Annotated in this window: 23 protein-coding genes and 1 pseudogene; 15 read left to right on the top strand and 9 right to left on the bottom strand. The window is 72.4% G+C overall.

The window, feature by feature from the left end; genetic code table 11:
* Window position 1 precedes the first annotated feature (1 nt).
* On the top strand, window positions 2–1,450 hold the full coding sequence (locus tag IAG44_RS08140) for a family 43 glycosylhydrolase (RefSeq protein WP_187746448.1): 1,449 nt from the start codon (window positions 2–4) through the stop codon (window positions 1,448–1,450).
* A gap of 4 nt (window positions 1,451–1,454) precedes the next feature.
* Here the strand turns inward: IAG44_RS08140 and IAG44_RS08135 are convergent, their stop codons facing one another.
* Window positions 1,455–2,465, bottom strand: a complete 1,011-nt coding sequence (locus IAG44_RS08135; protein WP_187746447.1) for a DUF2278 family protein — start codon at window positions 2,463–2,465, stop codon at window positions 1,455–1,457.
* A 115-nt stretch (window positions 2,466–2,580) separates the two neighbouring features.
* On the opposite strand from IAG44_RS08135, the gene IAG44_RS08130 reads away from it, so the two are divergent.
* From IAG44_RS08130 to IAG44_RS08115, 4 genes and pseudogenes are all read left to right on the top strand, one after another.
* Window positions 2,581–3,021 (top strand): SRPBCC family protein, encoded by a 441-nt coding sequence (locus tag IAG44_RS08130; RefSeq protein WP_187746446.1) that lies wholly within the window; start codon window positions 2,581–2,583, stop codon window positions 3,019–3,021.
* Window positions 2,951–3,532, top strand: coding sequence for a class I SAM-dependent methyltransferase (locus IAG44_RS08125; protein ID WP_187752572.1), 582 nt, complete (start codon window positions 2,951–2,953; stop codon window positions 3,530–3,532). Before IAG44_RS08130 ends, IAG44_RS08125 begins: the two co-directional genes overlap by 71 nt.
* Before the next feature lie 43 nt (window positions 3,533–3,575).
* Window positions 3,576–3,987, top strand: a pseudogene (locus tag IAG44_RS08120) (GNAT family N-acetyltransferase).
* A 22-nt stretch (window positions 3,988–4,009) separates the two neighbouring features.
* Complete coding sequence (locus IAG44_RS08115; RefSeq protein ID WP_187746445.1) at window positions 4,010–4,501, top strand: PaaI family thioesterase; 492 nt, start codon at window positions 4,010–4,012, stop codon at window positions 4,499–4,501.
* A 163-nt stretch (window positions 4,502–4,664) separates the two neighbouring features.
* Here the strand turns inward: IAG44_RS08115 and IAG44_RS08110 are convergent, their stop codons facing one another.
* The 3 genes from IAG44_RS08110 to IAG44_RS08100 form a co-directional block, all read right to left on the bottom strand.
* On the bottom strand, window positions 4,665–5,321 hold the full coding sequence (locus IAG44_RS08110; RefSeq protein WP_187746444.1) for a response regulator: 657 nt from the start codon (window positions 5,319–5,321) through the stop codon (window positions 4,665–4,667).
* Window positions 5,318–6,595, bottom strand: coding sequence for a sensor histidine kinase (locus IAG44_RS08105; RefSeq protein WP_246561573.1), 1,278 nt, complete (start codon window positions 6,593–6,595; stop codon window positions 5,318–5,320). The genes IAG44_RS08110 and IAG44_RS08105 overlap by 4 nt, the downstream gene beginning before the upstream one ends.
* A 70-nt stretch (window positions 6,596–6,665) precedes the next feature.
* A complete protein-coding gene (locus IAG44_RS08100; RefSeq protein WP_187746443.1) occupies window positions 6,666–8,864 on the bottom strand; it encodes an MMPL family transporter in 2,199 nt (732 codons plus the stop codon).
* 216 nt (window positions 8,865–9,080) lie between these two features.
* Here IAG44_RS08100 and IAG44_RS08095 point away from each other — a divergent pair, with 216 nt between their 5' ends.
* Window positions 9,081–10,178: a Dyp-type peroxidase gene (locus IAG44_RS08095; protein WP_187746442.1), complete on the top strand. Its 1,098-nt coding sequence runs from the start codon at window positions 9,081–9,083 to the stop codon at window positions 10,176–10,178.
* A 21-nt stretch (window positions 10,179–10,199) separates the two neighbouring features.
* Here the strand turns inward: IAG44_RS08095 and IAG44_RS08090 are convergent, their stop codons facing one another.
* Window positions 10,200–11,354, bottom strand: coding sequence for a magnesium and cobalt transport protein CorA (locus IAG44_RS08090; protein ID WP_187746441.1), 1,155 nt, complete (start codon window positions 11,352–11,354; stop codon window positions 10,200–10,202).
* 144 nt (window positions 11,355–11,498) lie between these two features.
* On the opposite strand from IAG44_RS08090, the gene IAG44_RS08085 reads away from it, so the two are divergent.
* Window positions 11,499–12,578 carry a winged helix DNA-binding domain-containing protein gene (locus IAG44_RS08085; RefSeq protein ID WP_187746440.1) on the top strand — a complete coding sequence of 360 codons (1,080 nt, stop codon included), beginning with the start codon at window positions 11,499–11,501 and terminating at the stop codon, window positions 12,576–12,578.
* A 78-nt stretch (window positions 12,579–12,656) separates the two neighbouring features.
* Here IAG44_RS08085 and IAG44_RS08080 read toward each other — a convergent pair whose 3' ends face one another.
* From IAG44_RS08080 to IAG44_RS08070, 3 genes are all read right to left on the bottom strand, one after another.
* Window positions 12,657–13,448: a S1 family peptidase gene (locus IAG44_RS08080; protein ID WP_187746439.1), complete on the bottom strand. Its 792-nt coding sequence runs from the start codon at window positions 13,446–13,448 to the stop codon at window positions 12,657–12,659.
* 260 nt (window positions 13,449–13,708) lie between these two features.
* The gene (locus IAG44_RS08075; RefSeq protein WP_187746438.1) at window positions 13,709–16,528 is read right to left on the bottom strand and encodes a helix-turn-helix transcriptional regulator; all 2,820 of its coding nucleotides are present in this window, start codon (window positions 16,526–16,528) and stop codon (window positions 13,709–13,711) included.
* Between the two features lie 189 nt (window positions 16,529–16,717).
* A complete protein-coding gene (locus tag IAG44_RS08070) occupies window positions 16,718–17,545 on the bottom strand; it encodes a helix-turn-helix transcriptional regulator (RefSeq protein ID WP_187746437.1) in 828 nt (275 codons plus the stop codon).
* 189 nt (window positions 17,546–17,734) lie between these two features.
* Between IAG44_RS08070 and IAG44_RS08065 the strand changes: the two genes are divergently transcribed.
* Together IAG44_RS08065 and IAG44_RS08060 are read left to right on the top strand one after the other, a co-directional pair.
* Window positions 17,735–19,465 carry an AMP-binding protein gene (locus tag IAG44_RS08065; protein ID WP_246561572.1) on the top strand — a complete coding sequence of 577 codons (1,731 nt, stop codon included), beginning with the start codon at window positions 17,735–17,737 and terminating at the stop codon, window positions 19,463–19,465.
* Between the two features lie 427 nt (window positions 19,466–19,892).
* Entirely contained in the window at window positions 19,893–21,455 is a 1,563-nt protein-coding gene (locus IAG44_RS08060) for an AMP-binding protein (protein WP_246563968.1), read from the top strand.
* Window positions 21,456–21,703: 248 nt separating this feature from the next.
* Here the strand turns inward: IAG44_RS08060 and IAG44_RS08055 are convergent, their stop codons facing one another.
* Window positions 21,704–22,519 carry a TIM barrel protein gene (locus IAG44_RS08055; protein WP_187746435.1) on the bottom strand — a complete coding sequence of 272 codons (816 nt, stop codon included), beginning with the start codon at window positions 22,517–22,519 and terminating at the stop codon, window positions 21,704–21,706.
* A 108-nt stretch (window positions 22,520–22,627) separates the two neighbouring features.
* Here IAG44_RS08055 and IAG44_RS08050 point away from each other — a divergent pair, with 108 nt between their 5' ends.
* The 6 genes from IAG44_RS08050 to IAG44_RS08025 all read left to right on the top strand — a co-directional run bounded on the left by IAG44_RS08050 (window position 22,628) and on the right by IAG44_RS08025 (window position 26,470).
* Window positions 22,628–22,876 (top strand): hypothetical protein, encoded by a 249-nt coding sequence (locus IAG44_RS08050; RefSeq protein ID WP_187746434.1) that lies wholly within the window; start codon window positions 22,628–22,630, stop codon window positions 22,874–22,876.
* Window positions 22,873–23,235, top strand: a complete 363-nt coding sequence (locus tag IAG44_RS08045; RefSeq protein WP_187746433.1) for a helix-turn-helix domain-containing protein — start codon at window positions 22,873–22,875, stop codon at window positions 23,233–23,235. The genes IAG44_RS08050 and IAG44_RS08045 overlap by 4 nt, the downstream gene beginning before the upstream one ends.
* Window positions 23,236–23,348: 113 nt before the next feature.
* Window positions 23,349–23,858, top strand: a complete 510-nt coding sequence (gene uraD / locus IAG44_RS08040) for a 2-oxo-4-hydroxy-4-carboxy-5-ureidoimidazoline decarboxylase (RefSeq protein ID WP_187746432.1) — start codon at window positions 23,349–23,351, stop codon at window positions 23,856–23,858.
* Window positions 23,855–24,166: a hydroxyisourate hydrolase gene (gene uraH, locus IAG44_RS08035; protein WP_187746431.1), complete on the top strand. Its 312-nt coding sequence runs from the start codon at window positions 23,855–23,857 to the stop codon at window positions 24,164–24,166. The genes uraD and uraH overlap by 4 nt, the downstream gene beginning before the upstream one ends.
* Window positions 24,167–24,170: 4 nt before the next feature.
* Entirely contained in the window at window positions 24,171–25,070 is a 900-nt protein-coding gene (pucL, locus tag IAG44_RS08030; RefSeq protein WP_187746430.1) for a factor-independent urate hydroxylase, read from the top strand.
* 29 nt (window positions 25,071–25,099) lie between these two features.
* Window positions 25,100–26,470, top strand: coding sequence for an 8-oxoguanine deaminase (locus IAG44_RS08025; protein WP_187746429.1), 1,371 nt, complete (start codon window positions 25,100–25,102; stop codon window positions 26,468–26,470).
* Window positions 26,471–26,505 lie beyond the last annotated feature (35 nt).

Here is a 26,505-nt window from a genome sequence, read left to right as displayed (position 1 = left end):
CTTGAGACGTAACGCCGTACGGCTGCTGACGGCCGTACTCCTCGCCCTGGCCGGGGTGTTCACCGGCCCCGCCCCCGCCCAGGCCGCCGCGCCGGAGTCGCCCGCCGTGACCTACACCAACCCGATCGCCGAACAGCGGGCCGACCCGCACATCTTCAAACACACGGACGGCTACTACTACTTCACCGCGACCGTCCCCGCCTACGACCGCATCGTGCTGCGCCGCGCGACGACCATCCAGGGCCTCGCGGCGGCCCCCGAGGTCACCATCTGGACCAAGCACGCGAGCGGGGTCATGGGCGCGCACATCTGGGCGCCGGAGATCCACTTCATCGACGGCAAGTGGTACGTGTACTTCGCGGCCGGAGCCACCGACGACATCTGGGCGATCCGGATGTACGTCCTGGAGGGCACCGGCGCGAACCCGCTGACCGCGACCTGGACCGAGAAGGGCCAGATCAAGACCACGTGGGAGACGTTCTCCCTGGACGCGACGACGTTCGTCGTGAACGGTGTGCGCTACCTCTCCTGGGCGCAGCGCAACCCCGCCGAGGACAACAACACCAGCCTGTTCATCGCGAAGATGGCCAACCCCTGGACGATCCAGGGCACCCCGGCCGAACTCTCGCAGCCCACGCTGCCCTGGGAGACCATCGGGTTCAAGGTGAACGAGGGTCCCGCGCTGATCCAGCACGGCGGCAAGGTCTTCATGACGTACTCGGCGAGCGCCACCGACGCCAACTACTGCATGGGGATGCTCACCGCGTCCGCGACCGCCGACCTCACCAACCCGGCCTCCTGGACGAAGAGTTCGACCCCCGTCTTCCAGAGCAGCGCCGCGACCTCGCAGTACGGGCCCGGCCACAACTCGTTCACCGTCTCCGAGGACGGCCGGTCGGACATCCTCGTCTACCACGACCGCAGCTACAAGGACATCACCGGCGACCCGCTGAACGACCCCAACCGCCGCACCCGCGTGCAGAAGGTCTACTGGAAGGCCGACGGCACCCCCGACTTCGGGATCCCGGTGGCCGACGGGGTCACCCCGCACCGCCTGTCCTCGTACAACTACCCCGACCGGTTCGTCCGCCACTACGACTACCGGGCCCGCATCGACGCGAACGTCTCCCCGCTCGCCGACTCGCAGTTCCGCACGGTGACCGGGCTCGCGGGCAGCGGGACGGTGTCCCTGGAGTCCGCCAACTTCCCCGGCTACTACCTGCGTTCGACCAGCGCGGGCGAGGTGCGGGTGGAGAAGAACGACGGGACGGCCGCGTTCGCGGCCGGCGCGAGCTTCTTCGGCCGGGCCGGGCTCGCGGACGCGGCCGGGGTGTCGTACGAGTCGTACGGAACGCCCGGCCGGTACCTCCGGCACTACGACTACCTGCTGTATACGCAGGCGCCCGGCACGGCGACGGACCGCGCCGACGCGACGTTCTACCGCCAGTGAATGCTTAGAACGTGATCGTCCAGCCCTCCTGGCCCGCCTGCGCCGCGGTGTACGAAACCCCGTGCACCTTCAGGCCCTTGGCGTCCAGGAGGGTGATCTCGCCGCCGTTGTTGGGGAGTTGGGCGCCGCCCGCCAGCGGTACCGGCAGGATGGCGCCCGCCGCCAACTCGCCCGGCGGCACAGGGGTGTTGTTGCCCGCCCGGTCCACCAGGGACCAGCCCGTCAGGTCGCGGGTGTCCGGGGAGGCGTTCAGGAGCGTGACCCGCTCCGCCTCGGGGGCCGGGCCGCGCGGGTTGACCAGGGCCGTCAGGACGCGGACCGGCTCGGTGCCGGGCTTCGGGCGGCTGCCGTCCGTGTCGGTCAGGGCGTGCCCCGTCACGTCGTCCGTGTGCCACGCCTGGCTCTGGAACGCCAGGAAGATCGCGACCCAGCGGTTCTCGCCGGGGAAGTGGATCAGCAGGCCGCCGTCCTGCCAGACGCCGTCGTCCTTGCGGAAACGGGCGCTGTTGCCCTGGTTCATGTGGACGTCGTGGACGCCGTTGCCGGGGAGGAAGCCGAACACCTTGTCCCGGACGCCGGTCTCGGGGCCCCAGCGCTCGCCGAAGACGTGCAGCCGGGCCTCGGGGGCGGCCACCGCCCGGCGCACGTAGTGGTCCAGCAGGTCGGCCAGGTCGTTGTCCGGGCCGCTCACCTCCGGCGGGAGCGTCCGCAGTTTCGCCGGGTCGAACAGGTTGCCCCTGATGAAGTCCAGGTTCGGGCCGCCGGGGCCCGCCGGGAGCTTGGTCCAGCCCGGGGTCAGGCCCGTCAGACGGGCGGTGACCGGGTGCGTGAAGTCGTCGTCGACCAGGTACAGCAGCTCCGACGGGCGCTCCTGGGAGAGGACGTTCACGGAGGCGCGGTAGTTCGTGCCGGTCTCGTCCCTCAGGTGGATCTGGTAGTGCGGGGTGTCCGTGGCGCCCTCGCGGCGGGTGTCCACCGCACGGGCGATCAGGACGCCATAGGTCTTCAATGGCATGGGTGATCAACTCCCCCGTGACGCGGGCGGATTGCCCGGCTCTGCGGTGATGGTAGAGGGATGTCGGCCTTGATCGCCGCGTTACTCCGACACCGGTGCGTCCTACGATCGGGCCGTGGTCACCTTCGAGCTCCACCGCACGGTTCCGCTGCCGCCCGAGGAAGCCTGGAACCGGCTCACCGCCTGGCACCGGCACGGGGACGTCGTCCCCCTCACCCGGGTCACCGTCCTCACCCCCGCCCCCACCACCGAGGGCACGGTCTTCGTCGCCCGCACCGGCCTCGGCCCCCTCTCCTTCGACGACCGCATGGAGGTGACCCTCTGGCACCCCCCGTCCCCCACCACCCCCGGCCTCTGCCGCCTGGAAAAACGCGGTCGCGTCGTCCTCGGCCGGGCCGAGATCGAGGTGGGAACAGGCCCCGGCGGTCGCGCCCACGTCGTGTGGCGGGAGGAACTGGCGGTGCGCTTCCTGCCGAACGCCTTCGATCCAGCATTGCGGACGGCGGCCCGCTCCATCTTCGGCCGAGCGATCAACCGACTGTTGCGGGGGGTGTGAGGGGTGCCGGGAGGAACCCTCGCCGCCTGGGAGACCCGCTTCGCCGCCGGCGACGGATTCCTGCTCCCCGACCCCTCCGAACTACGCCGCCTGCCTCGCCGCTCTCGGATGGGACACCCTGGCCGTCGACTGGGCCGAATCCGCCGTCGCCGCCACCCGCGACCGGTACACGGACCTCCAACCCCGCTTGCGGGTACGGCGGTTGGACTTCGCCGACGCGGACGCGGTCGCCCGCGAGCTGCCGCCCGGCGCGTTCCACCTGGTGACCATGCGCCTCGTACTCGCCTTCCTGCCGGACAAGCGAGCCGTCGGGGAACGGGTGAGGCGGCTCCTCGCGCCCGGCGGGGCGTGGGTGGTGACGACCTCCCTGGCCGAGCGGCTGGTGCCGGAGCGGCGGGGGATCGGGGTCAGTGCGGAGGAGGTGGCCGAGTTCACGGAAGGGTGGGGCGAGGGCGCCTGGTACGACCTGGGGGTCGGCGGGGTTCGGTGCTTCGTGTTGCGGGCGGGGTGATGGGGGCGGTTCTCGTGTGGGGGGCGCTTATAAGTTGGACGGTATGACTACTGGGCTTGGATCCGTTGTTTGGCCGCCTGCTCCTGTCAGGACTGAGCGGTTGGTGTTGCGGGAGTCGGAGGGGCGGGATCGGGGGGTGTTCGTTGAGTTGTTGGCGTCGGGTGAGGTGCAGGCGTATCTCGGGGGGCCTCGGGATCGGGGGGAGCTCGAGAGGGGCGGGCCGGCTGTGCCCGGTCAGCGGGCTGGGTGCTTCGTCGTCGAACTCGACGGGGTGATGGTCGGGACGGTGTCCCTGGATCGGCGTGGGGCCGAGCGGTCGGGGCATGTGCGTCCGCTCCCTGCGGCTTGCGCGGCGGCTGGGGTTCAGCGAGGTGTCGCGGTTCGAGGAGTTCGGGGCCGAGCAGTGGTTCGGGGTGTGGACGGAGCCCGTGAGCGGACCGGCCCCGGGCGCGTGAACACCCCTGCTACGGTCGCCGCATGGGACGCAGCAGAACGTACGAATGGGGAGACCCGGCGATCACGGCGGCCGCCGTCGGCAAGGGCAGCGGGCTCGACTTCCTCCGGAGCATCCAGGCCGGCACCGTTCCCGCCGCCCCGATATCCGCCACCCTCGACTTCCGGCTGGACGAGGTCGAGGAGGGCCGGGTCGTCTTCTCACTGGTCCCGGGGGAGGAGCACTACAACCCGATCGGCAGCGTGCACGGGGGCGTGTACGCGACGCTCCTCGACTCGGCGGCCGGCTGCGCGGTGCAGTCGGTACTCCCGCCGGCGACGGGCTACACCTCGCTGGACCTGAACGTGAAGTTCCTGCGGCGGATCACGACGGAGACGGGCCGGGTACGGGCGATCGGCACCGTGCTGCACGCGGGCCGGACGACGGCACTCGCCGAGGCCGTCCTGCTGGACGAGGCCGACCGCAAACTCGCCCACGCGACGAGCAGTTGCCTGGTGTTCCCGCTCACCACCTGACCGGCACAGCCACCGCCACCGTCACGCGACCGGCGCTGCCACGCGGGCGGCACTGCCATGGCGGCCCACACCTCACACGCCCCACACCTCACACGCCCCGCTCCCCCTCACGAGCCGCCCCGCCCCCTCACGCGCCCTACCCCCCCCACACGCCGCCCCCCCCTCACGCCGGCCGCACCAACCCCACGTCATACGCAAAAATCACCGCCTGCACCCGATCCCTCGCCCCGATCTTCGCCATCACCCGACTGACATGCGACTTCACGGTCGATTCCGCGAGGTGCAGCCGCTCGGCGATCTCCCCGTTGGTCCAGCCGGAGGCGACGGCGGTCAGCACCTCCCGCTCCCGCTCGGTGAGTTCACCGAGCCGGCGGTCCTCCCCGGCCCCGACCCGCGGCATCCGCGTGGTGAACGCGTCGATCAGCTTGCGGGTCAGGCCGGGGGAGATGACGGAGTCCCCGGCGGCGACGGCCCGGATCCCGACGACCAGTTCCTCGGGCCGCACGTCCTTGAGGAAGAACCCGCTGGCCCCGGCGCGCAACGCGTCGTACGCGTACTCGTCGAGGTCGAAGGTGGTCAGCACCAGCACCCGGGACCGCCCCCCGGACCCGACGATGCGGCGGGTCGCCTCGATGCCGTCCATGCCGGGCATCCGGACGTCCATGAGGACGACGTCGGGCCGCAGTTCGGCCGTGAGGCGGACGGCCTCGCTGCCGCCGGACGCCTCGCCGGCGACGCTGAGATCGGGCTGCGCCTCCAACAGCATGCGGAAACCGAGGCGTTGGAGGGCCTGGTCGTCGACGATGAGCACGGTGGTCATGGGTGGTGGTTCTCCGGGTGAGTGGTGGTGGGCAGCAGCCGGGCCCGAACGGCCCAGCCACCACGGGAGTTGGGCCCCGCGGTGACCTCGCCCTGGTAGAGGGCGGCACGCTCCCGCATCCCGACGAGCCCCTGTCCGGCCCGCCCGCGCGACGCCCCGGCCAGCGACGGCCCGGTGTCCTCGACGGCGACGAGAACGGCGTCCGCACCGGCCGTGACGGTGACGGAGACGTCCGTGTCCGGCGCCGCGTGCTTGAGCGTGTTGGTGAGCGCTTCCTGCACGATGCGGTAGACGGCGAGCTGCAACCCCGGTGACAGCGCGTCCAGTTGACCCTCGGTGCGCAGCCGGGCACTGGGCCCGGCGGCCCGGACCCGGTCCAGCAGGGCGTCCAGATCGCGTGCCCCCGGCTGCGGCGCGAGCGGCGCCTCGCCGCGCGGTGCGCCGTCCACGTCGACGACGGCGAGCAGCCGCCGCAGCTCGCCGAGCGCGTCGCGCCCGCTCTCGCCGATGATCCGTAATGTCTCGGCACCCCGCTCGGGCCTGGTCGCGGCGAGCGCGGCGGCGCCGTCCGCGAGGCCGACGATGACGGCGAGGGTGTGGCCGAGGATGTCGTGCATCTCCCGCGCCACCCGGGCCCGTTCGGCGGCGGCGGCGAGCTGCGCCTGCTGGTCGCGCTCCTTCTGCAGGGCGGCGATCACGGTGTTGACGAGCCGCCCGGCGAGCCCGAGACCGGCGAACGCGGCCATCGCCGCCATCGCCAGGAGCGCCGCCACCTCGGGCCGTGACACGTACTCCAGCTGCCCGGACGTCCAGAACACAGCGGCCCACGCGAGGAGTTGGAGCATCGTCACGCTCACCGCGACGACCAGTTGCCGGGGTGTGCCGTGCCGGCCGACGCTGTAGAGGGCGACGGCCCGCGCGGCGTCCGCGCCGTTGAACACCACGAGCGCCTGCGAGAGCGCCGACACCCCGGTGGTGAACGCGAACACCGTCGCGGGCCGGCTCTCCCGCCACAGCAGCGGGACGCAGAACGCCGTCATCAGGAGCACGTGGATCCACCAGGGCGCGTCGTTCGCCGGGTTCACGATCGACGGCACCCCCAGCAGCGCGCACAACGCGGGCACCGCGCACCGCCGCACCCACGGGTGCGCCAGGTCCGCCGTCCGCCACGCCCCGAGCCGGTTGATGATCGGGATGATCACCTTCTGGTCCGGGTCGTCGGCCAGCGACTCGGGCAGCCGGGGCCGCTCACGGATGCCGGGCCCTGTGGTCACGGAGCCGCCCTTCGTCCTTCGCCGGGAGGAATGCCGTACGACTCTACGGCGCGGGAGGTGACATCCCTGGTCAGCCCTGCCGTGCGGGCACCGGCTCGGGCCGCTCGTCGAGGACGTGCCGCAGCTTCTCGCCCTCGACGTCCACGTTCGGCAGCACCCGGTCGAGCCACCCCGGCAGCGCCCACGCCCTGCGGCCGATCAGCGCCATCACCGCCGGGACGATCGTCATCCGCACGACGAACGCGTCGAACAGGACAGCGGAGGCGAGGCCGAGACCGATGGACTTCACCAGCGCGGTGTCGTCGAGGAGGAACCCGGCGAACACGGAGATCATGATGACCGCGGCGGCCGTGACCACCCGCGCCCCGTGCCGGAACCCCGCGACGACCGCCTCCACCGGCTCCGCCCCGTGCACGTACTCCTCCCGCATCCGCGTCACGAGGAACACCTCGTAGTCCATCGCGAGCCCGAACACCACGCCGATCAGCAGGATCGGCAGGATGCTCACGATCGGCGCGGTCTGCTCGACGCCGAACAGGTCCTTCAGCCACCCCCACTGGAACACGGCGACCAGCACGCCCAGCGTCGCGACGACGCTCAGCAGGAACCCGGCCGCCGCCTTCAGCGGGACCAGCACCGAGCGGAACACCAGCAGCAGGAGGATCAGCGCGAGCCCGACGACGATCGCGAGGTACGGCACCATCGCGTCGCCCAGCTTCTGCGACACGTCGATGTTCACGGCCGTCGTACCGGTCACCATCAGCACCGCACCGGTCTCCCGCTTCAGCTCGGCGCTGTGCTCGCGGATGTCGCCCACCAGCTCCTTCGTCGCCGCACTGCTCGGCGAGGACTTCGGGACCGCGCCGAGCAGGGCGACGTCACCGGCCTGGTTGAAGGCGGCCGGGCGCACGCTGACGACGTCGTCGAGCCCCTGGAGCAGGGTGAACGCGTCCGCCGCCGCCCGCTTCGGGTCGTCACTGCCGCGCGCGTCGACGACGACGGTCAGCGGCCCGTTGAAACCGGGACCGAACCCCTTGCTGAGCGTGTCGTACGAGGTCCGCTGCGTCGTGCCCGGCGAGGCCATGCTGTCGTCGGGCAGCGTCAGCCGCAGGTCCTTCATCGGGAGCGCCAGCACCAGCAGGCCCAGCACCGAGACGACCAGCATCTTCACCGGGTTACGGGTCACGAACCGTCCCCAGCGCACGCCCATCGCCTCCCGCTCACCGCGCTCCTCCGCCCGGTGCCGCGCGCTGGTCAGCTTCCCCTTCATGATCCGCGTCCCGGCGAACCCCAGCACCGCCGGCAGCAGCGTCAGCGCGATCAGGACGGCGACGGCGACGGCGAACGCGGCGGCCAGCCCCATGCTGGTCAGCATCTTGATGCCGATCACGCTCAGCCCGGCCAGCGCGATGATCACCGTCAGCCCGGCGAAGACGACCGCCGACCCGGCCGTCCCCAGCGCCCGCCCGGCCGCCTCCTCCGGCTCGCGCCCGTCCCGCAGCTCGCTGCGGTACCGGGAGACGATGAACAGCGCGTAGTCGATCGCCACGGCCAGGCCCAGCATCAGCGCGAGTGTCGACGACGCGGACGCCATGTCGACGAACGCGGTCGCCAGCGTGATGCACAGGATGGCCACGCCGACCCCGAACACGGCCGTCAGCAGCGGGAGTCCGGCGGCGATCAGCGAGCCGAACGTGACGACCAGGGCCAGCGCGGCGACGACCAGCCCGATCAGCTCCGCCGCCTTGCTCGCCGCCTTCTCCTGCACGGCGTTGCCGCCCAGGCTGACCTTCAGGCCCGCTTTCTCGCCCGCGGCGGCCACGTCGTCCAGCGCCCGCGAGGCCGCCTTCGACAGGTCGGCCTTGGGCGCGGTGTACGTCACCTGCGCGTACGCGATCGTGCCGTCGCGGCTGACCTGGTCCGCCGCGAACGGCTCCGACACGTTCGAGACCTGCGGGGCCTTCTTCAACTCGGCGACCAGGGAGGCGATCTCGGCCCGGTGCGCCGCCGAGGTGAGCCGCTGCCCGGCCGGCGCCTCGAACACGACGCGCGCGGTCGCGCCCGATGCCGACGCCTGCGGGAACTCCTTCCCCAGCAGGTCGATCGCCGCCTGCGACTGTGTGCCCGGCAGCGTGAAGTCGTCCGTCGTCTTCCCGGACGCGCCCAGCGCGCCCGCCCCGACCGCCAGGAGGACGACGATCCACGCCGTCAGGAACAGCCGTCCGCGCCGGAACGCCAGCCGGCCCAGGCGGTAGAGGAACGTGGCCACGGAAGTACTCCCACCAGGAGAAGACGGAGGTCGGGGCCGGATTCGGCCACGCGGTCCACGCTAGGAGCGGGGGGTGCGGCGGGGACGGCACCCAGGGACTCAATCGGGTGGGGGAGCAGTACCCGGGTACTACTCCTCGGGCGCGACGGCGCCGGGGACACGTACCCGAAGGTGACCGGTTTCCGGATGATCGCGGCGGTATCGTCCGAAATTCCCATGACTGAGATGACCGAACACCACCTGCCCTCAGCCCCCGCCCGCCGCACCCTCCTGACCGCCACCGCGGCGGGCCTGGCCGGCGTCACGGCGACCGCCTGCACGAGGTTCCCGCCCCCGGCACCGCGCACGGCACCCCCCACCCCGCCCCGCAGACAGCGCATCCCCACCCCCCACCAGCCCGCGACCCTGGTCCTCGCCCTGGACCTGGCCCCCCACCTGACGGGACCGGCGGCGCTGAAGGCCCTCACCCAGACCCTGACCCGCTGGACCCCCCTCCTCCTGCACCCCCAGGAGCCCGCCCTCACCGCGGCCCTCGGCTTCGGCCCCACCCTCCCCCCGCGCCTGGCCCGCACACCCCCCGCCCTCCTGCGCGACCTCCCCCCGTTCCCCGGCGACCGGCTCACCCGCACCAGCACGGACCTCCTCCTCCACCTGGCCGCCCCCACCCGGCAGACCCTCACCGCGAAGACGACCGCACTCCTCACCGCGGCGGCCGGCACCCTCCGCCCCCGCTGGCGCCAGCACGGCTTCCTCCCCCCGACCGAACCGGGCCAGACCCCCCGCAACCTCCTGGGCTTCAAGGACGGCACCGAGAACCCGACCCCCGAGGAGTGCGAACGCTGGATCTGGACGGACGACGCGACCTACCTCGTCGTCCGCCGCGTCCACCTCAAGGTGAAGGAATTCACCAGCCTCCCCCTGACCACCCAGGAACAGACGATCGGCCGCCACAAGACGACCGGCGCCCCCCTCGGCCGCCGCCACGAACACGACGACGTCGACGTCTTCGCCAAGACCCCCGAGGGCCGCTACACCACCCCCCTCCACTCCCACGTCCGCGCCGCCAGCCCCCGCCTCGACGGCGGCGCCCGCATGCTCCGCCGGGGCTGCGCCTACGACAACGGCCCCGCCGACCGGGGCCTCCTCTTCCTCGCCTACATGCGCGACCCCGCCCTCTTCACCCGCGTCCAGGAACGCCTCGCCACCACCGACGACCTCCACCCCTACGCCGAACACCGCGCCTCGGCCCTCGCCTACCTCCCCCCGGCCCCGGCGCCGGGCGAATTCCTCGGCGAACGGTTCCTGCGCGGCTGACCGTGTATGTGGCACAGACGCTCAGAGCCAGTCCCGGCGTTTGAAGACGACGTACAGGCTCACGCAGACGACGCCCATGAGGGCGAGGGCGAAGGGGTAGCCGAGCGGCCAGTCGAGTTCGGGCATGTGGGTGAAGTTCATGCCGTAGATGGTGCCGACGAGGGTCGGGGCGAAGAGGATCGCGGCCCACGAGGAGATCTTCTTGACCTCCTCGTTCTGTTCGAAGCCCGCCTCGGCGAGCGCCCGCATCTCGGCGTTCTGCTGCTGGGTCACCAGGGTCGCGTTGACGGTCAGGATCTCCGTGAGGGCCTGGCGGAAACCGTCGACGCGTTCGCTGGTGTGCGTGACGTGGTCGGCGACGTCGCGCAGGTAGCGCTGGAGTTCGTCGTCCGTGCCGTACTTGGAGAAGCCGGCCATCAGGCCGTGCAGCATCCCGACCAGCGGACGGGTGGCGCGCTGGAACTCGACCATCTCGCGGGAGAGTTCGTAGATGCGCCGGGACACCTCGGGGTCGCCGCGGAAGACCTCCGTCTCGATCTCGTCGATGTCGTTCTGGACACCGGAGACGACGGGCGCGTACCCGTCGACGACGGCGTCCAGGATCGCGTACAGGACGGCCTCGGTGCCAAGCCGCAGCAGCTCCGGGGTCTCCTCCATGCGCCGGCGCACGGCGGACAGGTCGGGGGCGTCGGCGTGCCGGACCGTGAGGACGAAGTCGGGGCCGAGGAAGACGTGCAGCTCGCCGAAGTCGATCTCCTCGGGGGCGTCCAGATAGCGCGCCGCGCGCAGCACGACGAAGAGGGTGTCGCCGTAGCGCTCCAGCTTGGGCCGCTGGTGGGCCTCCTTCGCGTCCTCGACGGCGAGCGGGTGCAGCCCGAACTCCGTGGCCAGGGAGTGCAGTTCGGCCTCGGTCGGCCGCGCGAGGCCGATCCACGCCAGGCTGCCCGCCTGCTCGCGGAGTTCACGGTAGGTGTCGGCGAGGCTCGCGGGCGAGGAGATGCGGACGCCGTCGCGGTACAGGGCCGCCTCGACGACGCTGCCGGTCTCCGCCGGGGCGGGCGGCTCGGGCGCGGCGCGGTGCGCGGGGCGGGGCGGGTCCGGCCGAGGGGGCGGCGGCGGGGTGCGGCGCCAGACCGGTCTGCGGGGGAACTTCGCGGCGCGGCGTCGCTCGGGCATCGCGGCTGCCTCCCGGTGGTGTCGGGTCTGTCCGTTTCCTGACGATCACGGGCAGGATATACGCGGCCCGGGAAACACGAGCGGGCGCGAGAGAGGCCGCAACGAGGCCAGGATCTGACCTAGAGGACAGCTACCGTGCACTGCATGACGGTCCTCTCCCCCCGCGCCCTCAACCGCGCCACCCTCGCCCGGCAACTCCTCCTGCGCCGGTCGGACACCGGGGTGCGGGACGCCGTGGCCCACCTCGTCGGGCTCCAGGCGCAGAACGTCAGGCCGCCCTACCACTCCCTCGCCGCCCGCCTCGACGGGTTCACGCCGGACGCCCTCGCCCGGCTCATGACCGGCCGGGACGCCGTCCGCATGGTCACCCTGCGCTCCACGATCCACCTGCACACCGCCGAGGACTGCCTCGGACTCGGGCCGTTCGCCCAGCTCGCGCGCGAGCGTGAGCTGAAGGTGTTCCGCAAAGGGCTCACCGGCGTCGACCTCGACCGGGTCGCCGCGCGCGCCCGCGCCCTGGTCGAGGAGGAGCCCCGCACCCCGAAGGAGGTGCGGGAAGCCCTCGCCGCCGAGTGGCCCGACGCCGACCCCCAGGCCCTCGGCATCGCCGCCCGCTGCCTGCTCCCGCTGGTGCAGGTGACACCGCGCGGCGTGTGGGGCCGGAGCGGACAGGTCGCGCTGACGACGGCCGGCCACTGGCTGGGGCGGACCGCGCCCGCGTACGACGTCGACGACATCGTCCTGCGCTACCTCGCCGCCTTCGGCCCCGCCTCCGTCAAGGACGCGCAGACCTGGGCCGGCGTGACCCGGCTGCGTCCGGTGTTCGAGCGGCTGCGCCCGAGGCTGCTGACGTTCCGCGACGAGCGGGGCACCGAACTCTTCGACGTCCCCGACGCGCCCCGCCCCGACCCCGCGACCCCGGCCCCGCCCCGCCTCCTGCCCGAGTACGACAACCTGCTCCTGTCCCACGCGGACCGCACCCGGGTGATCCCGGCGGAGTACTGGGGCCGGACGTGGGTCGGGAACATGGCCTTCCCGACGTTCCTGGTGGACGGGTTCCTCGCGGGCGTGTGGAAACTCGCGGACGGCGTCCTCACCGTCCAGCCCTTCGGCCGGCTCACGGGGGTTGAGCGGGAGGCGCTGGAGGAGGAGGCGGCCCGGACGATGGGGACGCTGTATCCCGGGGAGGGGTACGAGCTGAGGTTCGGGACGCTGGTGCCGTGAAGGAGATATGGACAGGGGGCGTTGCGGGCCGCTCGTGGAGGCCCGCAACGCCCCCTGGTCGTGCTCCCGGGTGGACCTCTACGAGTTGACCTCGGAGGTCACGAGGGACGAGAAGGTGGTCAGCCGGGTGTAGACACCCGGGTAACCGGCCTTCGCGCACCCCTCTCCCCAGGAAGTGATCCCTGCCAGGACGCCCCCGATGAGCAGGGGACCGCCGCTGTCGCCCTGGCAGGAGTCGGTGCCGCCGGACGTGTATCCGGCGCAGACCATGTCGGACCGGACGAAGTCCGAACCGTAGGCGCTGCCGCAACCGGAGTCGGACACGACCGGGACGGTCGCGGTCCGCAGCTGGTTGGAGGAGCTGCCGTTCTCGGACGTGGTGCCCCAGCCGAGAATCCGGGCGGTGGTGCCGGCCGCGTACACGTTCGTCTGGGCGGAGGAGACGTACGGGGCCGTGGTGTACGGCATCGAGGTGGACAGGGTGAGGACCGCCACGTCATCGCCGTTGGTGACGTCGGTGTAGTCGGGGTGGATCCAGATGTCGCCGACCCGGCTCACGGTGCCGTTCGTGCCGTTCAGATACGTCCGGCCGCCGACCACCCGGACGCTGCTCGCGGTCTCGTCGACCACGCAGTGCGCGGCGGTCACGACCTTCGTCGGGGCGACGAGGGTGCCACCGCAGAATTGATTCTGCGAGGCGTCCGTGATCTGCATCATGAACGGATACGACGTCGTGGTGGTCGTCGTGCCGCCGACGATCGGCTGGGGTGCTGCCGATGCCGACGGGGTGCCGAGCGACAGGGTGGCTGCCGCTGCGGCGGTCGCCGTCAGGGCTACGGCGGCCTTTCTCGCACGGTGGAGCGCGGACACTGTGTCTCCTCGTGGGGGAGGGGGCTCGTGGGGAGTACGCGCGGGTGCTGTGTGCTGTTGTGTTGTGGGGGGTTGTGGTGCACGGGGGTCGCGGGACCGACCCCCGTGTGCCCGGCTGAGCGGCACGTCCCAAAACCTATGGCCCGTCACACCCTCACCCCAATGAGGGAACCCCCTAGGGGACCCGGACAGGGAAAACCCTCGGTGCTACGCGGGTAAACCCCGGATTGCCGGTCAACGGCAGTAAACCGGCCGCCCCCTCAGGTCGCCCGCCGCCCCGCCGCGAGCCGCACGATGTCCACCCGGGAGCGGATCCCCAGCTTGCGGTAGACCCGGGTCAGGGTCGCTTCCACGGTCTTGACGCTGATGAACAGGCGCGCGGCGATCTCCCGGTTGGTGGCGCCCTCCATGACCAGCGCCGCGACCTGACGCTCCATCGAGGCCAGCCCCTCCAGCGCGTCGGCGGCGGGCTGCCGCTCCACCTCGGCCGGCGGCTCCTGCGGCTCCGGCGCCGCGAGCGCCGCGTCGACCAGCCGCAGCCACGGCACGGCCCGGCACCGGCGCAGCAGCCGGGCGGCCTCGTCGTAGGACGTCGGCCCGGGGCGCCGGGTCCGCAGCCGGGCCAGCGCGAACGCCGCGCGGGCCTCCTCCAGGGCGTACCCGAGCTTGGCCAGCCGGTCCTGGACGGACGTCAGCTGGGCGATCGCGGCCTCGTGCTCACCGCGGGCGGCCCGCACGAGGGCTTCCGCGCGGTCGAGGACGGCGATGATGCTCTCCCGGCCGAGCCGCACGGCGTGCGCGCGGGTGACGTCGATGACGTCCTGCGCCTCGGCGGGCTCCCCGATCCGCACGAGGGCTTCGGCGAGGTCGCCCTGCCAGCGCCCGCGCGCGGGGTCGGTGATGCCGAGGCCCTGCTCCAGCTCCCGCACCCGGCGCAGCGAGTGCACGGCGCCCGCCGGGTCGTCGGCGACGAGCTGGGCGTACCCGAGGGAGGCGAGCGCCTTGGACAGGTACATCTGATCGCCGTCGGCCTCGGCGCGCCCGGCGGCCTCGCGGGCGAGGTCCAGGGCGCGTTCGACGTCGCCGCCGGACGCCTCCGCCATGGACGTCAGCATCGCGGAGGCGCCGAGCCCGATCCCGGAGTCGCGGGCGAGGCGCAGGGACTCGCGGGCGAGGTCGAGGGCGCGTCCGCAGTGCCCGGAGCGCAGTTCGGTCTCGGCGAGGAAGCGCTGGAAGTGCACCTCGCTCTCGACGACGCCGCGCCGCTGCACCTCGCGCAGGAGCGCGGTGATGGTGGTGCGCGCCTCGGGGAGCTGGTCGCTCATCATGAGCCAGCGGAAGCGGGCCATCGCGGGCCCGTTGTGGTGGCAGGCGACGTCCGCGAACTGGGGTTCGCGCAGGGCCTTCTTGATGGTGGCGGGCGCGTCCGCGTGGCCCATGAGGGTTTCGGTGGACGCGCGCAGGGACAGCGCCATCAGCTCGGTGCGCCGGTCGCCCCCGCGCTCGGCGAGTTCGGCGGCGTGCGCGGCCTGCCGGCGGGCCTCGGCGAAGTCGCCGTCCACCACCAGGCCCCGCCAGGAGAGCTGGTAGTGCACGAGGGCGAGCAGGCGCGGGTCGTCGCCCGCGTCGGCGAGGACCTTCGGGAAGACCGCGTCGACCTCGCCGAGCGCCTGCCCGGCCGACTCGATGACGACCATCCAGGCGCGCACCCGGTCGGCGGGCGCGGTGGCCCGGGTCAGCACGTCGTGGGCGATGTCGCGGGCGAAGTCGGCCTCGCCCGCGGTGATCGCGTCCTCGCCGGCCTCCAGCCGGCGTTCGTCGGGGGAGGGCGTCGCGCCCTGCGGGGTGTGCCGGGCGGCGAGCAGGCCGAGGGAGGCGGCGACCGAGGGGGCGCCCCGGTCGCGGGCGAGGGCGGCGGCCTCGGAGAGCCGGTCGGCGACCTCCGGGTCGGTGCCGGTGGTGGCCAGCGCCAGGTGCCGGGCGCGTTCGATCGGGTCGGAGGCCGCCGTCGACAGCGCCGCGTGCGCGGCCCGCCGGTCCTGCGCGGGCGCCTCCGCGTAGAGCGCGGCCGAGATCAGCGGGTGCGCGAAGCGGACGGCGGGGCCCTCGGGCTCCGTCGCGAGCAGGCCCAGCGCGGCGGCCTGCGCGGTCTCCGCCTCGGCGTTCTCGCGGCCGGCCGCGTGCAGCAGGGCGAGGGTGGGGCGGGCGCCGGCGCTGGCGACGAGCAGGGTGCGGCGGGCCTCCGCCGAGAGCATGTCGAGGCGGGACAGGACCAGGGCGCGCAGCGAGGTCGGCACCGGCAGCGGCTCGCCGGGGCGCGGCGCGGTCGGCATCTCGCTCAGGGCGCGGCCCAGCTCCAGCGCGTACAGGGGGTTGCCGCCGCTGGTGCGGTGGATGTCCCGGACGGTCGAGCGGGGCAGCTCGGTGTAGCCGCGGTGGTCGAGCAGCGCGGAGACGTGCGCACGCGAGAGGGCGTTCAGCCGGATCGCGAGGGTGTCCGGCGGGGACGAGCGCAGCTGACGGTCGTACTCCTGGCCCTCGGTCCGCACCGCGCACAGGAGCTGGACGGGGGTGTCGCCGAGCCGGCGCGCGGCGAAGCCGAGGAGTTCGGCGCTGGCCGGATCCAGCCACTGCATGTCGTCGGCGACGACCAGGACGGGACCGCGCGCGGCCAGGGCGCGCAGGGCCGACAGGACGGCCAGGCGCAGGGCGAGGCCGTCGCGCTGGAGGGTGGACTCGCCGCGCCCGGTGAGCGCCGATTCGAGCGCGGTGCGCTGGGCGGCGGGCAGGGCGGGGGCGACCTCGTCGAGGACCAGCCCGAAGAGGTCGGCGAGGGCCAGGAAGGGGAGATGGGATTCGGATTCGGTGGCCGAGCAGCGCAGCACCGTGTGCGCGCTCTCGCCGTAATCCGTCGCCAAAGCGCGCAGGACCGTCGACTTTCCGATTCCGGCCGGTCCGTGGAGCAGCACGCTGCCGCCGCCCGCGAGCTGGTCGCGGGCCGACGCCCACAGCTCGTCCCTGCCGATGACCAGGTCGGGGCGGCATCGGGCAGACTCCTTGAAGTCCCGTCGCACGGTCACCGCTCCCCTCCGAATGTCGTGTGCGGGCCAAATTCTAGGCAACGTCGCTTTGAAATTCGGACGGACACCGTGGTGAGGGAGACAACAGCCGACGGCATGGAGAAATTCAGTAACCGCACGACTGAATCGCTCGTCATCATCGGCCACCCCTTCCCTGTCCGGAAACCGACCCCCGGGCGCGTGCGGCACCTACGGCAGCAGCCCCGCCCGCCGCGCCGCCACGACCGCCTCGCCCCGGGTCCTCGAACCCAGTTTGCGCATCGCCGAGCGCAGATAACCCTTGATCGTCTCGGGCCTGAGCCCCAGCCGCTCGGCGATCACCGCGTTGGTCGCCCCGGCCGCCACGCAGGCGAGGACGTCCAGCTCGCGCGGGGCGAGCGCGGTACCGCTTTCTACGGATCGCGCCTGCTCCGCGCTCAATGTCAGCAGACCGCAGGCGTCGAGAAGTTCCGCCCGCAACTGCGGGTCGGTGATCCGGGGGGCCAGCGCCCGCAGCGCCGCGTGCGCCTCCCGGACCTGCTCCCAGCCCGCCGCGTCCGCCGGGCGCCCCGGCTCCGGGGCCGGGTGCGCCGCCTCCAGCAGCGCCCGCGCCTCGTCCTGCACCACCAGCGCCTGCTCGACGTCGCGCGCCACGTCCACCGCCGCGACCAGCATCCGGTCGCCCAGCGGCAGCGCGGTGCGCAGCGCCCCGTACAGCACGCCGCGCACCCGGCGGTGCACCACGATCGGCACCGCCAGCACCGACCGGATGCCCTCCTCGGCGACCGCGACGTCGTACTCGTGGCTGATCTGCCGCGAGACCGAGTAGTCGCTCACCGCGATCGGCCGGGCCAGGGCGAGCGTCTTGCCGCCCAGCCCGTATCCGGCCGTCACCGCGAGACCGCGCAGCGACGACGTGCGCGCGCCGCTCATCTCCGTGATCCGCATCCGCCGCTGGCCCTGCTCGGCCGGCCCGCCGAACGTCACCGGCAACCCGGTGGTCCTGCGCAACCGAACGAGCGCGCCATGAATCTCCATCGTTCCCGACGCGTCCGCTGCCACCCTGCACCCGCCTCTTTCTACGGCCTTGCCGCCGCGCACACCCCCGTTCGGGGGTAGTGAGACCTGCATCACGGATTACACGATGGCAGAGTGCCGCCGGGCAATGGACCGGTACGGAGCGGGAGCGGACCGGAGGATCGCTCTCCGTGGACAGGAGGACTACACATGGTGACGCGGGATTCGTTCTCTGTACGGGTTTCCATCGATTCCAACCCCTCTGCCGTTTCCGCCGGTTCGGCGGACGGGTTCCGCAGAGCCCGCGACTTCCTGCTGGCGCACCGTGAGGACTACGCCGCCGCGTACGCCGGGTTCGAATGGCCCCGCCCCGAACGCTTCAACTGGGCGCTCGACTGGTTCGACACGATCGCGGCCGGCAACGACCGCACCGCGCTGCACATCGTGGAGGAGGACGGCACCGAACTGAAGCTGTCCTTCGCCGAGTTGTCCGCCCGCTCCAACCAGGTCGCGAACTGGCTCACCGCACGCGGCGTGCGCGCCGAGGACCGCGTCCTCGTGATGCTGGGCAACCAGGCCGAGTTGTGGGAGATCGCCCTCGCCGCGATGAAGCTGCGCGCCGTCGTCATCCCGGCAACTCCCCTGCTGGGCCCGGCGGATCTGCGCGACCGCGTCGACCGGGGCCGGGTGCGCCACGTCATCACCCGCTCCGCCGACGCCCCCAAGTTCGCCGAGGTGCCCGGCCGTTACACCCGCATCGCGGTCGGCGAACCCGTCCAGGGCTGGCACGACTACGCGGGCGTCCACTCCGCGTCCGACGGGTTCACCCCCGACGGTGAGACCCTGGCCGACGACCCGTTGATGCTCTACTTCACCTCCGGGACGACCGCCCGCCCCAAGCTCGTCGAGCACACCCACGCGTCCTACCCCATCGGCCACCTGTCGACCATGTACTGGATCGGCCTGAAGCCCGGCGACGTCCACCTCAACATCTCCTCGCCCGGCTGGGCCAAGCACGCCTGGTCCAACCTCTTCGCGCCCTGGAACGCCGAGGCGACCGTCTTCATCTTCAACTACGCCCGGTTCGACGCGAGTCGGCTGATGGCCGAGATGGACCGGGCCGGGGTGACCACGTTCTGCGCGCCGCCGACCGTCTGGCGCATGCTCATCCAGGCCGACCTCGGCCAACTCGCCACCCCGCCCCGCGAGGCCGTCGCCGCCGGGGAACCCCTCAACCCCGAAGTGATAGAGCGGGTACGGCGTGCCTGGGGCCTCACCATCCGGGACGGCTTCGGGCAGACGGAGACGGCCGTCCAGGTCGCCAACAGCCCCGGCCAGCCCCTCAAGACGGGCTCCATGGGCCGCCCCAGCCCCGGCTACCGCGTCGAACTCCTCGACCCCGTCTCCGGCGCGCCCGGCGTCACCGAGGGCGAGATCGCGCTCGACCTCTCGGCCCGCCCCGTCGGCCTCATGACCGGCTACCACGGCGACGCCGACCGCACCGCCGAGGCGATGGCCGGCGGCTACTACCGCACCGGCGACGTCGCCTCCCGCGACGCGGACGGCTACCTCACGTACATCGGGCGCAGCGACGACGTCTTCAAGGCCAGCGACTACAAGATCTCGCCCTTCGAGCTGGAGAGCGCGCTCCTCGAACACGAGGCGGTCGCGGAGGCGGCGGTCGTCCCCGCGCCGGACGAGGTGCGGCTCGCGGTGCCCAAGGCGTACGTGGTCCTCGCGGCCGGGTGGACGCCGGGGCCCGAGACGGCGGCCCTGCTCTTCGAGCACTCCCGCAAGGTGCTCGCGCCCTACAAGCGGGTCAAGCGGCTGGAGTTCGCGCCGCTGCCGAAGACGGTGTCCGGGAAGATCCGGCGGATAGAGCTTCGCGAGGCGACGGCGGAGGGGTCGCGGAACGAGTACCGCGAGGAGGACTTCCGGTGAGGGCGGGAGCCGGGGACAGGGGCGGGGACGGGGGTACGGGCGGCGGGGGTCGGCGAGGCGGTCGGCCGGAGGACTTCCCGCCCGCAGGGGGCGCGCCGGTAGCGGGCGCCTCGGCAGTGGGCGCGCCGGCGACTCCCCCACGGGGGAGGGGAGTCCGGGCGGCCCGTCGGCTGCGCGCAGTCGGCCGTGTGACTCGGCTGCCGGGAGCGGCCGTCCGCGCGGCCACGGCCTCGACGACGGCTGGCGCCGCGACTCCCGCCCCCGGCAACGGCGTTCGCGTGCCGGGTCGTTCGCGGGTGGGTGTCCGGTGAACGGGCCTCTCGGGGACGGGAGTTCGCGGGACGCGTTCGGAGGCGCGGGCTCCTCGGGCGACGGCTCTCCCGGTGGCGCCCTCTCCTACGCGCACGGCACCGGGGCCGTTCCCCTCATCGGGCACACCATAGGGGCCGACCTCGACCGGGCCGTGGCGCGCTGGGGCGGGCGTGAGGTGCTGGTCGACGTGCCGTCGGGGCGGCGCTGGACGTACGCCGAATTCGCCGCCGACGTCGAGGAGTTGGCGTGCGCGCTGCTGGCGAGCGGGGTCGCCAGGGGGGACCGGGTCGGGATCTGGGCGGTGAACACGCCCGAGTGGGTGCTCGTGCAGTACGCGACCGCGCGGATCGGCGCGGTGATGGTGAACATCAACCCCGCCTACCGCACGCACGAGGTCGCCTACGTGCTCGACCAGGCCGGGGTGTCGCTGCTGTTCGCCTCCACCGGCCACAAGAGCAGCGACTACCGGGCGATGGTCGGCCAAGTGCGGGGCCGCTGCCCCGAGTTGCGAGAGGCCGTGTACTTCGGGGACCCGGGGTGGGACGCGTTCCTCGCCCGTGGCGGTGGAGTACCGCGCGGTGAACTCCTCGCCCGCGAGGCCGAGTTGTCCTGCGACGACCCGATCAACATCCAGTACACGTCCGGCACGACGGGGTTCCCCAAGGGGGCCACGCTCTCGCACCACAACATCCTCAACAACGGTTACTTCGTGGGGGAGTCGATCGCCTACGACGAGCGCGACCGGATCTGCGTGCCGGTGCCCTTCTACCACTGTTTCGGCATGGTGATGGGCAACCTCGCGGCCACCTCGCACGGCGCCTGCGTCGTCATCCCCGCCCCCTCCTTCGACCCCGGGGCCACGCTCAGGGCGGTCGAACAGGAGCGGTGCACATCCCTGTACGGCGTGCCGACCATGTTCATCGCGGAGCTGAACCTCCCCGACTTCGCCGCCTACGACCTGACCAGCCTGCGCACCGGCATCATGGCGGGCTCGCCCTGCCCGGTCGAGGTGATGAAACGCGTCGTCGCCGAGATGCACATGGCCGAGGTCTCCATCTGCTACGGCATGACCGAGACGTCCCCGGTGTCGCTCCAGACCCGGCGCGACGACGACCTCGAACACCGCACCCGGACCGTCGGCCGCGTCCTGCCGCACATCGAGGTGAAGATCGTCGACCCGGCCACCGGGGTGACCCAACTCCGGGGCCGCGCGGGCGAGTTGTGCACCCGGGGCTACAGCGTCATGCTCGGCTACTGGAACGAGCCCGAGAAGACCGCCGAGTCCGTCGACGCCGGACGCTGGATGCACACCGGCGACCTCGCGGTCATGCGGGACGACGGGTACGTCGAGATCGTCGGCCGCATCAAGGACATGATCATCCGGGGCGGCGAGAACATCTACCCCCGCGAGATCGAGGAGTTCCTGTACGGGCACCCCAGGATCCGTGACGTCCAGGTCGTCGGCGCGGCCCACGAGACGTACGGCGAGGAAGTCCTCGCCTGCGTCATCCCCCACGACCCCGGCGACCCGCCCACCCTGGAGGAGATCCGCGCCTTCTGTGCGGGCCGCCTCGCCCACTACAAGATCCCGACCCGGGTGCAGGTGCTGGAGTCGTTCCCCATGACGGTGTCGGGGAAGGTACGGAAGATCGAGCTGCGGGAGATGTACGGGGGCTAGGGCGGTGCCTCGCGGCCGGGTTCCCCCGTTCCCCCGTCCGGCCGCGAAGGCGCCCCCGCGCGGGACCCGCCGCCCCCGTTCCGACGGGCCCCGCATGCACTCAATGTGCCCTGGTTCCGGGCCGGTTGAAGCCCCCGGGCGCGTCTTCAGAGGTTCATTTGAGGTTTCCGTACGGCTGCTACGACCGGTGCCGTAACGCATTTATGCGCAGATACGACGCTGGTGAGGCGCCCTGCCTCAACGCCGGTTCACAGCCACTCGAACGCCCCGCCGCTCCCCGCGTCGCCGGGCATGTACTCCAGCCCCACGAGCCCGTCGTACCCGGCGTCCGTCAGCCGTTCCAGCCATGCCCGCAACGGCAGCGTGCCCGTTCCCGGCACGCCGCGTCCCGGCGCGTCCGCGATCTGGACATGGCCGGTGACGCCGGCGTGGCGGTCGATCGCGGCGGGGACGTCCTCGCCGTTGACGCCGAGGTGGTACAGGTCCATCAGATACCGCGCATTGCCCAGTCCCGTAAGGGAGTTGACGCGGTTCACGACGTCGACGGCCGCTGAAGCGCTGTGCAGCGGATACCTCGGCGACTCCACCCGGTTCAGCGCCTCGACCAGCAGCACGGCCCCGATCCCGTGCGCCGCGCGCGCCGCGTACGCGAGGTTGTCCAGGGCGAGTTCGTCCTGCTCGGCGGGGTCCACCCCGTCGATCCGGTTGCCGTACGGCGCGTTGAGCGCCCGGCACCCCAGCGAGCCCGCGAACTCGGTGACGACGTCGACGTTCTCCCGGAACCGCTCCGCCGCCACGCCCGGCACGGACAGCGCGCCCCGGTCGGGGCCGGGGAGCTGCCCGGAGTAGAAGTTCAGCCCGGTGAGCCGCACCCCCGCCTCCTCGATCGCCCGCCGCAACGCGTCCAGCCGACCCCGGTCCGGCACGGCCGCGTCCGGCCACGGCCACCACATCTCGACGTTCCCGAAACCGCTCGCCGCGACCGCCGCCGGCCGTTCCAGCAGGGGGAGTTCGGTGAACAGGATCGACACGTTGACGGTGTACCGCAGGTCCGTGAAGCCCATCGCCGCTCCCCGATCGAGTTCCGCATGCCGGAAGCCCGATTCTGGCACAGCCGGCCAGGGTCCCTTCGGGGCTGCCCTCCGCCCCCCGCCGCACGTTAGGTTGTGCGCGTGCGATTGCGAGTGGAGTTCACGACCGAGCCGTTCGACCTGGACGAGGTGCCGGGACACGCGCTGGCCGCGCGGCGGGCGCTGGAGGCGGCGGAGCTGGACGCCGTCGACGTCGGGCCGTTCGGGAACACGGCCGAGGGGGGTGCGGAGGCGGTCCTCGGGGCCGTCGACGCGGTGCTGAGGCAGGCGCTGGAGGCGGGGGCGACGCGGGTGTCGCTCCAGGTCAACGTGGTGGGGGAGGGGGCGTGAACGAGCCCGACGCCTTCATCGCGGCCGTCAAGCCCCTGGTCGACGCGATCGGCGGCGAGCTGGTCCCGGCCGACGAGGCGGGCCCCGACGACGTCGTCCTGACCTGGGCCGGCGCCGACGCCGTCGCCGTCCGGCTGCCCCAGCTCGCCGACTCGCTCGATCACATCCTGGCCGCGATGGAGCGCAAGCTCGGCAAACCCCTCGCGGACCTGGACCGCAGGGCCAAGCAGGAGATCGTGCGGACGCTGGAGGCGCGGGGCGCGTTCACCGTGCGGCACGGTGTGGAGACGGTGGCGAGCGCGCTCGGTGTGAGCCGGTTCACGGTCTACAACTACCTGAACCGGGAGAAGGGCGCGTAGTCCTACCGGTAACCCCGCCGGGCACCTCGCGTAGTCCCACCGGGCATCCCGTGTAACCCAGAATTTTCAACAAACTGTTGACGAACGTTCGTGCGACGGCGTTAGCTGACGCCGTGACGCCCCCCTCCCCGGGCCTGACCCGGTTCAACACGCTCCCCGAGCCGGCCGCCCACGCCGCCCTCACCGAGGTGTGCGCCGCCCCGGCCTGGGTCCGGCGCCTGCTGGCGTCCCGCCCGTACCCCACCGCCGAGGCCCTGTACGCCGCCGGCGAGACGGCCGTCCACGAGTTGGACGACGCCGGACTGGACGCCGCCCTCGCGGGGCACCCGCCGATCGGGCGACCCCGGCCGGGCGACCCCGTCTCATCCCGCGAACAGTGCGGGATGAGCGGCGCGGACACGGAACTGAAGGCACAGATGCTCGAACTGAACCTCGCCTACCAGGAGAAGTTCGGCCACGTCTTCCTGATCTGCGCGACCGGCCTGACCGGCGGGCAACTGCGCGACGCCGCCCGGGAACGGATCGGGAACACGCCGGAGCGCGAACGCGAGATCGTCCGGGGGGAACTCGGGAAGATCAACCGCATCCGGCTCGCACGACTCGTCGAAGGTGACCCCGCATGACCAGCACCGTGTCCACGCACATCCTGGACACCACCGCCGGCCGCCCCGCCGCCGGCGTCCCCGTCCGCCTCGCCGCCCGCACCGGCGGCGACTGGCAGGACGTCGGCACCGCGCGGACCGACGCGGACGGCCGCTGCACCGACTTCCCGCCCCTGCCGGACGGCACCGCGCACGCCCGCCTCGTCTTCGACGTCGACACCGCGTTCTTCCCGGAGGTCGCCGTCGCGTTCGCCGTCGAACCCGGCGAGCACTACCACGTACCGCTGCTGCTGAACCCGTTCGGGTACTCCGTCTACCGAGGGAGCTAGGACCATGACCCGCGCAACGCTGGGCCAGAACCAGTACGGCAAGGCCGAGACCAGAGTGGTCCGCGTCGTCCGCGACGGCGCCACGCATCACATCAAGGACCTGAACGTCTCCGTCTCCCTCAGCGGCGACATGGGCGAGGTCCACTACTCGGGATCCAACGCCAGCGTCCTGCCGACCGACACCACCAAGAACACGGTGTACGCGTTCGCCAAGGAGTACGGCGTCGACTCAGCCGAGCAGTTCGGCATCCACCTCGCCCGGCACTTCGTCACCTCGCAGGAGACGATCCACCAAGCCCGCGTCCGCATCGAGGAGTTCGCCTGGGAGCGGATCGAGCACGGCGGCGAGGGCGAGCACTCCTTCGTCCGCAAGGGACAGGAAACCCGCCTCGCCCAGGTCACTTTTGACGGTGTGTCATGGGAGGTGGTGTCCGGGCTGAAGGACCTCACCGTCCTCAACTCGACCAACTCCGAGTTCTGGGGCTACGTCAAGGACGAGTACACGACCCTCCCCGAGGCGTACGACCGCATCCTCGCCACCGACGTCGCCGCCCGCTGGCGCTTCAACTGGTCCGGCGAGGAAGGCGAGTTGCCCGACTGGCAGGAGTCCTACGCGCAGACGAAGCGGCACATCCTGGAGGCGTTCGCCGAGACCTACTCGCTCTCCCTCCAACAGACCCTGTACGCGATGGGCGCCCGCGTCGTCGAACACCGCCCGGAGATCGACGAGATCCGCTTCTCGCTCCCCAACAAGCACCACTTCCTCGTCGACCTGAAGCCGTTCGGCCTCAAGAACGACAACGAGGTCTACTTCGCCGCCGACCGCCCCTACGGCCTCATCGAGGCGACGATCCTGCGCGACGGCGCCGAGGCGCGCATCCCCGTCGACCTCACCAACCTCTGAACACGCCCTTCCCCGAGAGGACTTGAGCGATGGCCCAGCGCATCGTCATCGAGAACGCGGCGATCGCGACCGTGGACGCCGCCGACACCGAGCACGCGACCGGTCACGTCGTCCTGCACGGCAACCGCATCGAATCGCTCGGCGCGGGCCCGGCCCCCGAGGGCCTTGCGGACGTCGCCCGCCGCATCGACGCGACGGGCCATCTGGTCACCCCCGGCCTCGTCAACACCCACCACCACTACTACCAGTGGATCACCCGGGGCCTCGCGACCGACCACAACCTCTTCGACTGGCTCGTCGCCCTCTACCCGACCTGGGCGCGCATCGACGAGCCGATGGTCCGCGCCGCCGCCGAGGGCTCCCTCGCGATGATGGCGCGCGGCGGCGTCACCACCGCGATGGACCACCACTACGTCTTCCCGCGCGGCACCGGCGACCTCTCCGCCGCGATCATCGGCGCCGCCCGCGACCTGGGCGTCCGCTTCACCCTCGCGCGCGGCTCCATGGACCGCGGCGAGTCGGACGGCGGCCTGCCCCCGGACTTCGCGGTGGAGAGTCTGGACGGCGCGCTCACGGCGACCGAGGAGACGGTGCGCCGCCACCACGACCCCTCCTTCGACGCGATGACCCAGGTCGCCGTCGCCCCCTGCTCCCCGTTCTCCGTCTCCACCGAACTCATGCGCCAGGGCGCCGAGTTGGCCCGCCGCCTCGGTGTGCGCCTGCACACGCACGGCTCGGAGACGGTCGAGGAGGAGAAGTTCTGCCACGAACTCTTCGGCATGGGCCCGACCGACTACTTCGAGTCCACGGGCTGGCTCGGCGAGGACGTCTGGATGGCCCACTGCGTCCACATGAACGACTCCGACATCGCGGCGTTCGCCCGCACCGGCACGGGCGTCGCCCACTGCCCCTCCTCCAACGCCCGGTTGGCCGCCGGGATCGCCCGCGTCCCCGACCTGCTCGCCGCCGGCGTCCCCGTCGGCCTCGGCGTCGACGGCACCGCCTCCAACGAATCCGGCGAGCTTCACACGGAGTTGCGCAACGCGCTGCTCATCAACCGGCTGGGGGCGCACCGGGAGGCCGCGCTGAACGCCCGGCAGGCGTTGCGGCTCGGCACCTACGGCGGCGCCCAAGTCCTGGGCCGCGCACGGGAGATCGGCTCGCTGGAACCCGGCAAGCTGGCCGACCTCGTGCTGTGGCGGATGGACACGCTGGCCCACGCGTCGATCGCCGATCCGGTGACGGCGCTGGTCTTCGGGGCGGCGGCCCCGGTGACGGCGTCGTTCGTCAATGGGCGTCAGATCGTCGAGAACGGGCGCCTGTTGACCGCCGACGAGGACGAGATCGCCCGCTCGACCCGGGCGGAGGCGCGGAGGCTGGCGGAGATCGCGGCGGGGTGAGGGCGGGGCCGACTGGGCTCGCGGTGGGGGCTGGG

It is taken from the genome of Streptomyces roseirectus, from assembly GCF_014489635.1.
In the GTDB taxonomy this organism is placed as follows: domain Bacteria; phylum Actinomycetota; class Actinomycetes; order Streptomycetales; family Streptomycetaceae; genus Streptomyces; species Streptomyces roseirectus.
This window is presented reverse-complemented; position numbering and strand designations above follow the sequence as displayed.